10 protein-coding genes are annotated in these 12,789 nt (G+C 67.4%); 5 read left to right on the forward strand and 5 right to left on the reverse strand.

The window, feature by feature from the left end:
* The first annotated feature begins 97 nt into the window (after window positions 1–97).
* Both ACJ8AN_RS34355 and ACJ8AN_RS34360 read left to right on the forward strand, forming a co-directional pair.
* Window positions 98–1,072: an NAD(P)-dependent alcohol dehydrogenase gene (locus ACJ8AN_RS34355; RefSeq protein ID WP_407759785.1), complete on the forward strand. Its 975-nt coding sequence runs from the start codon at window positions 98–100 to the stop codon at window positions 1,070–1,072.
* A gap of 40 nt (window positions 1,073–1,112) precedes the next feature.
* Window positions 1,113–1,496 (forward strand): DUF952 domain-containing protein, encoded by a 384-nt coding sequence (locus ACJ8AN_RS34360; RefSeq protein ID WP_407759786.1) that lies wholly within the window; start codon window positions 1,113–1,115, stop codon window positions 1,494–1,496.
* Here ACJ8AN_RS34360 and ACJ8AN_RS34365 read toward each other — a convergent pair whose 3' ends face one another.
* Window positions 1,497–1,670 carry a hypothetical protein gene (locus ACJ8AN_RS34365; protein WP_407759787.1) on the reverse strand — a complete coding sequence of 58 codons (174 nt, stop codon included), beginning with the start codon at window positions 1,668–1,670 and terminating at the stop codon, window positions 1,497–1,499.
* Window positions 1,671–1,894: 224 nt separating this feature from the next.
* On the opposite strand from ACJ8AN_RS34365, the gene ACJ8AN_RS34370 reads away from it, so the two are divergent.
* From ACJ8AN_RS34370 to ACJ8AN_RS34380, 3 genes are all read left to right on the forward strand, one after another.
* The gene (locus ACJ8AN_RS34370) at window positions 1,895–7,483 is read left to right on the forward strand and encodes a lamin tail domain-containing protein (protein WP_407759788.1); all 5,589 of its coding nucleotides are present in this window, start codon (window positions 1,895–1,897) and stop codon (window positions 7,481–7,483) included.
* A gap of 115 nt (window positions 7,484–7,598) precedes the next feature.
* Window positions 7,599–7,730, forward strand: coding sequence for a hypothetical protein (locus tag ACJ8AN_RS34375; protein ID WP_407759789.1), 132 nt, complete (start codon window positions 7,599–7,601; stop codon window positions 7,728–7,730).
* Window positions 7,727–7,852 carry a hypothetical protein gene (locus tag ACJ8AN_RS34380; protein WP_407759790.1) on the forward strand — a complete coding sequence of 42 codons (126 nt, stop codon included), beginning with the start codon at window positions 7,727–7,729 and terminating at the stop codon, window positions 7,850–7,852. Before ACJ8AN_RS34375 ends, ACJ8AN_RS34380 begins: the two co-directional genes overlap by 4 nt.
* Before the next feature lie 37 nt (window positions 7,853–7,889).
* Here ACJ8AN_RS34380 and ACJ8AN_RS34385 read toward each other — a convergent pair whose 3' ends face one another.
* The 4 genes from ACJ8AN_RS34385 to ACJ8AN_RS34400 all read right to left on the reverse strand — a co-directional run bounded on the left by ACJ8AN_RS34385 (window position 7,890) and on the right by ACJ8AN_RS34400 (window position 12,513).
* Complete coding sequence (locus tag ACJ8AN_RS34385; protein ID WP_407759791.1) at window positions 7,890–8,444, reverse strand: hypothetical protein; 555 nt, start codon at window positions 8,442–8,444, stop codon at window positions 7,890–7,892.
* Entirely contained in the window at window positions 8,383–9,201 is an 819-nt protein-coding gene (locus ACJ8AN_RS34390; RefSeq protein ID WP_407759792.1) for an N-acetylmuramoyl-L-alanine amidase, read from the reverse strand. The genes ACJ8AN_RS34385 and ACJ8AN_RS34390 overlap by 62 nt, the downstream gene beginning before the upstream one ends.
* Window positions 9,202–9,516: 315 nt before the next feature.
* Window positions 9,517–10,896 carry a cytochrome P450 gene (locus ACJ8AN_RS34395; protein ID WP_407759793.1) on the reverse strand — a complete coding sequence of 460 codons (1,380 nt, stop codon included), beginning with the start codon at window positions 10,894–10,896 and terminating at the stop codon, window positions 9,517–9,519.
* Between the two features lie 516 nt (window positions 10,897–11,412).
* Window positions 11,413–12,513, reverse strand: coding sequence for a hypothetical protein (locus ACJ8AN_RS34400; protein ID WP_407759794.1), 1,101 nt, complete (start codon window positions 12,511–12,513; stop codon window positions 11,413–11,415).
* Between the last annotated feature and the right edge of the window lie 276 nt (window positions 12,514–12,789).

Here is a 12,789-nt window from a genome sequence, read left to right on the forward strand (position 1 = left end):
GCTACCGTGCTCGACGGAAGACCGCTCGACTTCTGACGGAGAACCGGCGAAGAGGGTAGCCCTTTGGAAAGTGCCCGTGTCGGAAGGAGCCGCTCGCATGAAGGCCGCCGTGTACCGTCAGTATGGACCTCCGGACGTGGTTCGCATCGAGGAGCTGGCCAGGCCCGAGCCAAAAGCCAACGAGGTGCTGATCAAGATCAAAGCCAGCACCGTGTCCGCCGGGGACTGGAGGGCGCGCAGTCTCCAGATGCCCGCGGGGTTCGGCCTCTTCGCGCGCCCGGTGTTCGGGCTGTTCGGTCCGAGGAAGAAGGTCCTCGGCACCGAGCTCGCCGGGAAGATCGAGGCCGTCGGCAGCGCCGTCCGGAAGTTCAAGGTGGGTGACGCCGTGTTCGCGTACCCCGGCTTCGACATGGGGTGCCACGCCGAGTACAGGACCCTGCCCGAGGACGGGCGGCTCATGCACATGCCCGCCGGGGTGAGCTTCGAGGAAGCCGCGTCGATCTCGTTCGGCGGAGTCACGGCGCTCAAATTCCTGCGTGACCTCGCGAAGCTCGAGTCCGGCGACGACGTCCTGATCATCGGCGCGTCCGGGGCCGTGGGCAGCGCGGCCGTGCAGCTCGCGAAGCACTTCGGCGCCAGGGTCACCGGAGTGACGAGCACGCCCAACCTGGAGCGGGTGCTCGCACTCGGCGCCGATCGCGTCATCGACTACACGAAGACACGCTTCCAGGAGGGCGGCGAGAAGTACGGCCTCATCTTCGACACGGTCGGGAGCACCTCGTTTTCCTCGTGCGAAGGGGCGCTGAAGGAAGACGGGCGCCTGATCCTCAGCGCGGGGAGCCTGCCCCAGATCCTCGGTTCCAACTGGGCTTCGAGGAGAAGCAGGAAGAAGGTCGTCGCGGGAAACGCCCCGGAGCGCGTGGAGCACCTCCACTTCCTCAAGGAGCTGGTGGAAGCGGGCCGATACCGGCCCCTCATCGACCGGACCTATCCGCTCGACCAGATTGTCGACGCGCACGCCTATGTCGAGACCGGGAGAAAGCGCGGGAGCGTCGTGATCACCATGGCGTGAACCACGTCCAGCGAACGGCGGGATGAGGCATCATGTGCCCATGAGCGACCGAGCCCGCCCGCCCGAATCCGTCACCACCCTCTACACCCTGGTGCGTGGCGACGACTGGCGGGCGACCCAGGCCGCGGGCGAGTACCGCGGCAGCCCCGACGACAGACGTGACGGCTTCCTGCATTTCTCCACCGCCGCGCAGGTGCGCGCCAGCGCCGCCAGGCACCGCTCCGGCGAGCCGGACCTGTTCCTGGTCGAGGTCGACGTCGCCGCGCTCGGAGACGCCCTGCGCTGGGAACCGGCCGCCAGCGGCTCCCGCCCCGGCCTCTTCCCTCACCTCTACGGCCCCCTCCCCCTCGCGGCCGTGCGTGGCGCCACGCGGCTGCCGTTGAACCCGGACGGGACACACGCCTTCCCCGCCGGGATCGACTGATCATCCGCCCAGGGCGCTGGCCAGCTCGCGGAGACGGCGCCGCAACTCCCCGAGCGCCCGCTCGCTGGTGGCCGTGGCACCCAGGATATCCGTGACGGCGTCGCGGGGGACAGCGCGCGCGAGCAGCACGCCGTTGGAGGCCCGGAAGACGCGCAGGCCGGCCTCGCGCAGCATGTGTCGAAGAAGGTGTCTCGAAGAAGGTGTCAGACAACTCGTAAGGAACGACACCTGGGTGACGACTCGTCGGGACGACCCGGAGAGCACGACGGGTCGGAACGAGTTCTTCGACACCCGCTCCGACAGGTTTTTCCAGACGTGGAATGTCTGCTAGAAGAAATCTCGTTCTCGCCGTGCCTTCGAGTGGCGGTGGCGAGGAGTCCCCCTGCTTGGAGATGTTCATGACGCAAGGCCCACCCTCGTTCGCACGGCTGGTCGTGTGGAGCGTGTTGTTGCTCGGTCTGTTCACGGGTTGCGGTGGTTGCGACACGGACAGGGTGCCCTCCCCCGCGACGCGTGAGATGCCGGATGCGGACCGCTCGGCGGTGGAGGCCAGCAAGACGAAGGCGATCCGCGCCAACGGCAAGGACACCGTCGACCTCGAGGTGACGGTGCGCAAGGCGGACGGGACGGCGCTGGAAGGCCGCACCGTGAAGGTGACGGTCTCCGGTGAGGGCAACACGGTGGTGCAGCCCGCGGGCACCACGGATGCACAGGGAGTGGCCGTCGCCAGGGTGACGTCCACCCTCGCCGGCCTCAAGACGGTGACGGCCTCGGTGGAGGCCGAGGGCGGCCCGGTGACGCTGCTGTCGCGGCCCACCCTCGCGTTCATCGTGCTGCCGGCGTCCAAGCTCGCCTTCACCCAGGCGCCCACGTCCGGTACGGCCGGCGCGGTGCTCGGGGGCTTCGCGGTCACCCTCCAGAACGCGGATGGCGAGACGATGACGGGGGCCACGAACACCGTGACGCTGGCGCGCGGCTCGGGCCCGGCGGCCGCGGTCCTGGAGGGTACGGTGTCGGTGTCGGCGGTGAATGGCGTGGCGCGCTTCTCCGAGCTGCTGCTGAAGAAGGCCGCGACGGGCTACACCCTGGTGGCCAGCGCCGAGGGGCTGACGGGCACGACGAGCCCGGCCTTCACCGTGGCGCCCGCCGCGCCCGCCTCGCTGGAGGTGGCGCAGGTGGCGGACACCGTGACGGCGGGTGCCCTGCTCAGCCCCGAGGTGTCCGTACTGGACGCCTTCGGCAACCAGGTGACGGGCTACACCGGCACCGTGCGCTTCTCCTCCACGGACGGCTCGGCCATGCTGCCGGCGGACTACGCCTTCACCTCGGCCGACGCGGGCCGTCACCTCTTCACCGGCGCGCTCATGCTGAAGCAGGCGGGCACGCGGCAGGTGACGGTGCGGGACACGGGCAATGCGGCCCTCGGCGCCACCCGCGAGGTGGGCGTGGTGCCCGGCGCCGCCGCGAAGCTCGCCTTCCTCGGGCAGCCGGCCGACCGCTTCGTCCGCGAGACGTTCGGCGCGACGGTGGCGCTGACGGATGCCTTCGGCAACCAGGTGGCCGCCAGCACTCCGGCGGTGACTCTCGGCCTCGACAAGGCCACCGGGACGCTGGCGGGCTCCGTCTCCGTGACGCCGGTGGATGGCGTGGCCTCGTTCTCTGGCCTCTCCATCGCCGAGGATGACCCGGGCTACATGCTGACGGCCTCGGGGGTGGGGCTGGCGACCGCTTCCAGCAACGCCTTCACCATCACCGACAACGTGGCGCCCGCCGCGCCGGAGCTGTCCTTCACGGTCAACGGCATCGACTCCCTCACCGTCGGTTGGAAGGCGGTCGGCGATGACGGCCTGTCCGGGCAGGCGAGCAGCTACGAGCTCCTCTACTCCACCGACCCGGGCTTCGCCGGAGCCATTCCAGTGATCGTGGGCTCGCCCCAGCCAGCCAACGCGCTGGAGTCGGCGACGCTCTCGGGCCTCACTCCCGGCACCCCCTACTACGTGGCGCTGAAGGTGACGGACAACGCCGGCAACGCCGTGCGCGTCACGGGCTCGGCTGCCACGGCATACCCGGAGGCCTCCAAGCTCGTCTTCCTCGAGCAGCCTCGCAACGGGACGGCCGGCGAGCCGCAGCTGTCTCCCGCCGTCAAGGTGGCCATCCAGGATTCGGCCGGACGCCTGGTGACCAACGCGGACTTCACCGTGACGCTCACCGTGAAGGGCGTCTCGGGCTTCGGTCCCTTCACCGTGGCCGCCGACAAGGGCGTGGCCACGTTCGACGGCATCCAGGCCGTGCGCATCGACAAGGCGGGCAGGGACTACTCCCTGGAGGCCAGCGCGAGCACCACCTCCGGCACCCCGCTCACCCCCGCCACCAGCAACTTCTTCAACATCACCCATGCTCCGGCTTCGCGCCTGGAGCTGTCGGGCGAGAGCCCCGTCATCTCCGGCACCGGGCACAGCGCCACGGTGAAGGTGCTGGATGCCTTCGACAACGTCGCGGAGGGCTACACCGGCACGGTGACGCTCGCCTCCGGTGACGCCGACGCCTCGCTGCCGGCGGGCCACGCCTTCACCACCACCGACACGGGGCAGTACACCTTCTCCGGCATCGTCCTGCGCACCGTGGGCACGCAGAGCCTCACCGCGTCCTCCAGCGACGGGCTGACGAGCAACACGCTGGATGTGGAGGTGAGCCCGCCTCCCCCGGACCAGTTCGTGCTCACGGGCCTGCCGGACACGGTGAAGGCGGGCGACCCGCTCATGCTGACGCTCGAGGTGCTCGACGGCTTCGGCAAGCGCAAGACCGGCTACACCGGCACGGTGCGCTTCACCTCCACGGACAGCAGGGCCGAGCTGCCGCTGGATTACACCTTCACGTCCGCCGACGCGGGCCTCAAGACGTTCCCCCTCGAGCTGTTCACGGCGCGCGCGCTCGAGCACTCGGTGACGGCCGAGGACACGGGCAACGCGGCGCTCACCGCCACGGCCAGCGCCCAGGTGACGTGGGCCGGGCTGGCGCGCTTCGTGATGGACGCTCCAGCCTCCGCGACGGCGGGTAACCCGGTCACCGTGACGGTCACCGCGCTCGATGCCTACGACAACACCGTGGAGGACTACACCGGGAAGGTGAGCTTCTCCTCGGAGCCCACGGGCGCCGAGGTGCCGGCGGATTACACCTTCGACCTGACGGACAAGGGCAGCGCCCTCTTCAGCTTCACCCTGAAGAAGGCCGACACCACCACGCTCACCGTGACGGACGCGGCCCTGGGCAAGAGCGGCTCCGATACGGTGAACGTCTCCCCCGCCTCCGCGATGCATCTCGTGATGACGGTGACACCCTCGGGGCCCGTCATCGCGGGCACCGGGCTCACCGTCGACGTGACGGCGAAGGACGATTTCGGGAACGTGGACACCGGCTACACGGGCACGGTCCACTTCGAGTCAAGCGACTCGAAGGCGGCCCTCCCCGGCGACACCGCGTTCGTCCCCGCGGATTCCGGCCACAAGTCCTTCTCCGTGACGCTGAAGACGGCCAGCGTCGATGACCAGACGCTCACCGTGAAGGACGTGGGCAGCGGCTTCCTGTCGGCGGAGACCTCCATCCGGGTCAACGCCGGCCCGGCCACGAAGCTCGTCTTCCTCGGCCAGCCCCAGAGTTCCACGCGGGTGCGCGAGTCCCTGGGGACCGTGAGCGTGGCCGTCACGGACAGCTACGACAACGTCGTCGACGTCTCGGAGCCGGAGCTCTCCCTGCGCCTGACCGGTGGCAATGCCGCGGCCGTGCTCAGCGGCATGACGCCGGCCAGCCCCACGGGCGGCATCGCCACCTTCGGCGGCCTCTCCGTGGACCAGCAGGGCTCGGGCTTCCAGCTCGAGGCCACGGGTGGCTCGTTCGCCGCCGTCTCCAGTGCGGCCTTCACCCTCGTGGACGACGTCGCGCCGAGCGCCCCGTCGCTCGCCGAGGTGGACAAGACGAGCATCCAGGTGGAGTTGCAGTGGAACGTCGTGGGGGATGACGCCATGGCCGGCGCCGCCACCAGCTACGAGCTGCGCTACGCGACGAGCCCCATCGACGACTCGACGTTCAGCGCCGCCTCCACCACGGGGGTGACGGTGAGCGGGCCGGGCTCGGGCACCACGATGACGGGCGTCATCACCCAGCTGAGCCCCGACACCACGTACTTCTTCGCGTTGAGGGTGAAGGACGACGCGGGCAACGCGGTGCTCTCCGTGCTGAGCGTGAAGACGAACCTGGACCCGTGCGCCGGGTACACCTGCCCGGTGGCCGCGCCCACCTGCGCCGCGGATGGAGTCTCGCGCATCACCTACTCGGCGACCTGCGTGGACGTGGACAACACCGCCACCTGCCAGAATTCGCAGACGGCCACCGCCTGCCCGGGCACCAACGCCGTCTGCTTCAACGGCACCTGTGACACGGCGGCGAAGCCGGGCGCCAATACGCTCAGCATCTCCGAGGTGATGCACACGTCCTCGGTCGGCACCACGGAGTACGTCGAGCTGACCAACACCACCAACAACCTGCTCGACCTCAACGGCCTCTCGGTCACCTTCCAGAACGGCAGCGGCACCCCGCTGGGCACCTTCTCGGTGGGCTCCGGCAGCGTGCCGGTGGTCATCAACCGCAAGGGCACCTTCGTCCTGGCGCAGAACAAGGACACGGCCACCAATGGCGGCGTCTCCGTGGACTTCGCCTACGGCTCCGGCCTCGACCTGGACAAGTCGGGGCGCATCCAGCTCGTCAGTAGCGGCACCACGGTGGACGACCTCACGTACACCTCCAGCTTCCCGCAGACGACGGGCCGCGCGATGAACCTCTCGTCGCTCGTGGTGGGCACCCCGGCCAAAGCGTACTCCTGGTACTGGTGTGACCCCGACATGACGGCGCTGCTCACGGGCGGCGACTACGGTACGCCCAACGCCGCCAACTCCTCGTGCGGCATCACGCCGGCCCATCCCGTGAACTACTGCGCCATCCAGTACCCGAAGACGTTCCCGTCGGGGGATGGCAACTACCCGGCCACCGTCACTCCCGGCTCCTCGTGGAGCATCTTCAGCCAGTTCTACGAGCCGGGCGTCACCGACCGGAACACGACGGGCAACGACAACTACCCGCACGTCTCCGCCGAGCTGGGCTACGGCACGAACGCCACCAACCCGGCGGGCTGGACGTGGACGGCGGCGAGCCCCAATGCCAGCTACTCCAGCGCTTCCAGCAACAACGACGAGGTGCAGGGGACGCTGAGCATTCCCACGGTGGGCACGTACAAGTACGGCTTCCGCTACCGCATCCAGGATCCAGCCACGGGCACCTGGTCGCCCTACACGTACTGCGACCAGAGCGGGGCCGTGACGCCTCCGGCCGGCACCTACGGGACCGTGACGGTTGCTACGCCAGCGCCTCCCGTACTGACCAATCACGTGGTCATCAGCGAGCTCGCTCCGGCGGGGCCGACGGGAGCCAATGACGAGTTCGTCGAGCTCCACAACCCGACCAACGCGGACGTGTCCCTGTCCAACTGGAAGCTCCAGTACAAGGCGGCGGGCGGCACTGTGTACTCGGTGAGCTACACCTTCTCGATCGGCGCGAAGCTCCCCGCCCGCGGCTATTACCTGCTGGCGTTTAGCGGCTACTCCGGTTCCACCATCGCCGAGGCGAGCTACTCCCTGGCGATGGCCGGGGCTGGCGGCCATGTGCGCCTCGTCCAGGCGGATGGGACGACGGTGGTGGACACGGTGGGTTACGGCACGGCGAGCGCCCCCGAGGGCAGCGCCATCACGGGGACCCTCGCCACCAGTGGCAGCTACGAGCGCAAAGCGGTCTCCACCTCGACCGCGGCGAGCATGGCCGTGGGTGGCAGCGACGCCACCCGTGGCAACGGGTACGACAGCGACAACAACGCGAACGACTTCGTGCTTCGCACGACGCGTCTGCCACAGAACTCCGCGAGCGCCACCGAGGTCCAGTAGCCCCACTCCCGCTGAAGCTCTCCGAGGCCGTCCCGGACACACCGGGGCGGCCTTTTCATTTGGCAACAGGTGACATCCGGCAACAGCTGCATCGCGCGAGGCGGCCGGGCCCGCGTTGCTCTGCTTTGGCTGCGACCACCCGGACGTGGATTTCCTCTACCGGGACGAGCTGGCGCAGTGGGAGCAGGAGGGCGTGATGAAGGTGCTGCTCGCCTTCTTCCGCCAACCCCCGTCCCCTGCACCGTGAAGACATTCAAGCCCATGCAGGGCTTCGGCACGCTCGTGCTCGAGGGAGGCGAGGAGCTCTCTTTCGACATCTCGGCGTGCGACACCCGCAACGTCCAGGAGGGCGCCCGGGGAAGGTGCTGATCTGGTGCCGGGCTGACCTCCGCCCCACGGATGGGAGCTACGGCTCCATCCCGTCTGGCATCATCAATACGAGGGGTTCGCAAGCCGGAGCGGAACACCCAAAATAGCGAACTTCTTTACCACTTCTCCAAACAGCCGTTGCCCCGGCATTGATGGTGAACTCCCAGGTCCTGCCTTCAGCTTGGACGACCCCCTCGATTGAACACGGCAATTGATAGAATTCGCTGTAAGGGTTCTCTTTGTATGAATTGCTGATTTGAAAGAACCGCCGGGCCTGTTCCTTTGTCAATTTCCACTTCGCGCATTCCGCAATCAGGGCCTCATCCTTGCCGCCGCCTTCACTGACTTGAAACTTCGAGGGTCTGACCTCCTTGACCTCAAAATGCGGTTTGGCCTCGGCGCTGCTCTTCTTTCCTTCAAGAGGCGGTTTGGCCTCGGCGCTACTCTCCTTGACTTCCTTGGCCTCAAGAGGCGGTTTGGCCTCGGTGCTACGCTCCTTGACTTCCTTGGCCTCAAGAGGCGGTTTGGCTTCACTTGCTGGTTTGCACGCGCTGGCCACCGTCAGGGCCATGGTAGAGATCAGCACCTTCACCGGGCATCTTGTACGAAATCTGGTCGTGCTCATAGATATCAGCCTCGCCGAGGCCATAGGCGTTTTGGAGGATCTTTACGACTTTCGTAATAGACACCAATTGTGCTGGGGTTGCAGTCTCCCATACTCCATTATTGTTCTTGGCAACCACTTCAATGCCAACGCTGTCCTCATTCATCGGATAGCGCGCCGGATAACTTTTCACCTTTTCCTGGTCATATACTTTTTGGGGTGCCCAACCCCAACTCTTGATCTTCGCTTTCTCGCTCGCCGGGCATGTTCCACTCTCGTAGCACCGGGACTTGATCTTGCCCACATGGCTCGTCTTCTTCAAAAGGCTGGCTGTCTGGGTGACCGTTCCATCCTTGTCTACGATGAAATGTGTCCCCACGCCTTTCTTGAAAGACTGCAACGGACTCTCAAGATTAGTGGAGTCCGTCCGATGCAGCACGATCGCCTTCGGACCCGTGATGGCTCCCTTCTCCAAAGCCGAGATAGGCTTGTGTACAAACTTTGCATTCTGGACATACCCCTTGCCATCAACGTATGCCTTGAGGGGGACGTCCTTGCACTGCGTAACAGCGGTGGTTCCCGAGATCCCATACAAGCTGGGGGGGTTGTACATGAAGCACACCAGGCAGTTTTGCTGTAGAAGACCATGCACGCACGTGGATTGGCGCGCACAGCTATTACACATCAACAGCGGAAACCCGTGCACACAGTACGTCTTTTTCATGACGCTCTCTGGACGGCTCATCAGAGCTCCTGGTCTGGTTGGCTAGAAATGGTACAGCGTGTGCCCGCAAGGGTGAATCACCTGAAATAGGGCCAAAATTGACTCTGGCTTCGCAGTAGGTTCTTTCCTCACTTGGCTCCATAGCGCATGCGTGCTCGTCAGGGTGCCAGACGATTCGAAAGGAGCAGTTTGTCAGTACGGATCCTTTGACACCTTTCCGGGGGGTGAGACTGGTGCCGGGCGCACGGCGTCCGCCAGGTAGAGTTCGAGGGCATGGCGCTCGCGCTCGGCGAACAGGAGCGCGGGAACGGCCATGCCTGGGGCCAACGGGCGGCGTCAGCCGTGAGCGCCGGGCCGCCGCTCGCCCCGGACGACCACGCTGAACTTCATGCTCGGCCCGGGGGTGGGAGTCGTCTTGGTCTCGAGCACGTAGTCCGGTGGATCCAACGCGAGGTCCAGCTTGTGGAAGAGCCGCGCCATGGTGAGCGACATCTGCACCTCGGCGAGGCTCTTGCCCAGACACGTATGCGGGCCGCGCCCGTAGGGCGAGTAGACGCCGGGCTTGAGGTGCTCGGCGCGCGGCCGCTGGTAGCGGTCGATGTCGAACTTCTCCGGGTTCGGGAAGTACTCCTCCATGAAGTGCGGCACCGAGGTGCCGACGAACAACAGCTCGCCCTCGCGGACCTGATGCCCCTGGAACTCGAAATCGCGCGTGGCGGTGCGCATCTGGGCGACGGCGATGGGGTAGAGCCGCATCGTCTCCATGATGGCCCCATCGATGGAGGGAATCGTCTTGAGATCCTCCTCGGTGATGGAGCCCTTGGCGAAGAGCGCATCGGCCTCGCGCTTCACGCGCTCGAGCACCTCGGGGTGCTTGAGCACGGCGTACACGAAGGCCGAGACCGTATTGGCCACCGTGTCGAGCCCGGCGACGAACGGGCCGGTGAGGTTGAGAATCAGGTCGCTGCCAGGAATCAGGCCGGGGTCGCGCTGGTGCGCTTCCATGATGTCATCGACGAGGTTGCGCTTCGCCGGATCTCGCGTGCCCGCGGCGACGCTCGCCTCGTAGTCGGCGATCATCTTGCGCCCGAGCTCCTCGACACGGGCCTTGGCCTGCTTGTAGCGCGGATCCTTGAGGAGGAACCGTGGCCGCTGGCGGGTGACGAGGACGTTGAGGATGTAGAGGATGGTGGTGCGTATGTCCTGGACGTACTCGCGCGGCGACTGGCCCACGAGCATGGCGCCGAGCTGCTCGGTGACGATGTATTGCATGGCCTGGAGCACCGGCACCGTCTCACCGACGCGCCAGTCGCGGGCGAGCACCTGATCCGTGATGGCGATGAGCTCGTCGTAGCGGCCCTTGAGGGAGTCCTTCGAGTAGCCGTGGCGCATGACGGTGCGCAACTGGGTGTGCAGCTCGCCGTCCACGCCGGTCAGCGTCTTGGTCGCGCCGTATTCGTTGACCAGCCCGTCCCAGAACTCCTTCGAGCGCAGGCACTCACGTCCCTCGCGCGTGCCCATGAAGTTGGCGGCCTCGGCGCCGGCGATCACCGTATAGGCGGTGCCCAGCAGGTTGATGCGGAACACCGGCCCATACTCGCGATAGCAGCGGACGAAGAACCTGGCTGGATCCTTCGCCATCTCCAGGGTGTTGCCGAGCAGCGGGATGCCGCGCACGCGGCGCGGCTCTTTCAGGGCGGGGACAGTGGTTTCCATGGGGCGCCTCGTCGACGGGCACACAGCTTGTGCGGGGGCGAGTTGCAGAAGCAAGCTCACGTATTTCGACCCCGAGACGAAGCGACAAGCTTCCGGCCCAGGCGAAGGAGGCCCTCATCGCCGAGGGCGAGCGCATCGCCCAGGCGCTCGGCGAGCGGCTGCCATCCGTTACGGGGCTCCTGTCGATGCCCGGCGCCGAGAGCATCGAGGTGGCCAGGAAGCTGCGCGGCCAGGTGGACCCGGTGGTCGACGAGTTCTACCGGACGGTGCTGCACTTCAAGCCGCACCGGGCCCCCATCAAGGTGGCGGTGCTCCCGCTCAAGAAGAACAATCCGGAGCTCGTCAGCACCGCGACAGCATGGCGCAGGAGCGCGTCGCCATCTCCGAGCTCGAGACCTCCCTGCGCGAGAAGATGCAGTAGGGCTCGCTCCCGTCATCCCTCGGAGCCGCCTGCGCACCCTCCTGACCGCGGCGGCCCAGAGGTGGAGGTGCGCGAGGTGGACGGGGGCCGTGCCCCTAGAAGACCAGCACGCGCAGGCCGAGCTCGAGCTCGGCGCCCAGCGTCTTGCCGGTGAGGAGGTTGCCGCGCAGGCCGAGCTCCACCGGCAGGCCCGCCCGGAAACGGAAGGCAAGGCCGGCACCGGCCGAGAACGGGCCGAGATCCACGAGGAAGCCCCGGTTCTCCTCCTGGCCGGTGAAGAAGGAGAGCCGCCCCGCCACGAGCCCGTACAGGGCCGCGTCATCGAAGCGCGCCAGCCGGTACCGCCCTCCGAGGTCGAAGTAGAACTGCCCGATCCACGTGTAGTTCGGCCAGCTCGCGTCGCGGGTGCCGAGCGCCCGGATCGACGCGCCCCCCGCCGCGAGGCTCAGCTCGAAGGGATTGGCGAGCCGCACCGCGCCGCTGACCTCGTACCGCAGCGTCGCGATGGGGTGGGACGCGCTCAAGCCATAGGCGGCCGAGCCCCCGACGAACAGGCTCCACCGCTTCCTCGAGCCACGCTGCGAGGAGGACGGCGTACGCTCCGCCTCGGCCACCTCCGATTCCGTGGGCTCTTTCGGCGCGTTCGAGCCACTCGGCACCTCGGCGGAGGACTGGCCCTGGGCGGGCGCGTCTCCCGGAGCTGCCGCGCTGGTGGCGCTCGGCGGGGTGGCCCCGGTGAGGTCCAGCCCCAGGCCTCCTTCGGTCGCCGCCGGCTGTGGCTCCGCCTGCGCCTGGGGCTCCGACCGCGGCTCTGGTTGCGGCTCGGCGACCACGGTCAGCCTGCGCGGATCGGAAGGCATTCCCCGCGGGGCCGTCACCCGCCAGTAGTACGTGCCGGGCTCGAGCGAGAGCGCCACGAAGCGCCCCTTCGCCGGCCGGTCGATGACGGTGTCGGTGAACTGCTCGTCGCGCGCCACCTCGAGACGCACGAACTTCGCCACCACCCGCCACGTGAAGGTGACCTTGCCCGGCTTGAGCTCGGCGTCCTCCGCGGGCAGGAGCAGCTTCGGCTGGGGACCCTTGCGGGCCTTGGCCTTCTTGGCCTTCTTGGCCGAGCTGACGCCCCGCGCCCCCCTGGCGGCCCAGGCACCCGGCCCCGGCATGCAGAGCCCGAGCACGAGGGAGAGAGAGAGCACGGCACCCCAACGAGAAGGTCGAAAGGTCATCACGCCGGGGATTGTAGAGCCCTGGAGGAAGAAGAGAAGAGATCGGACGCCCCACGCCGCGTGCTGGCCGCGAGCGGTCAGGGGGCCAGCTGATATGGGTCGTTCACGGACGGGAGGGATGACTTCAAGAACACGACGCGTGAAATGAAATCCATCTTCCGCAATCTGTCCGCCCTCCCCTTGGAGTCGAACGCGCTCTCCCAGACCTGCCCCTGCAGGTTCTGAGCGGCGGCCCCACTCCTCGGT

It is taken from the genome of Archangium sp. (assembly GCF_045802675.1).
Taxonomy (GTDB): Bacteria; Myxococcota; Myxococcia; order Myxococcales; family Myxococcaceae; genus Archangium.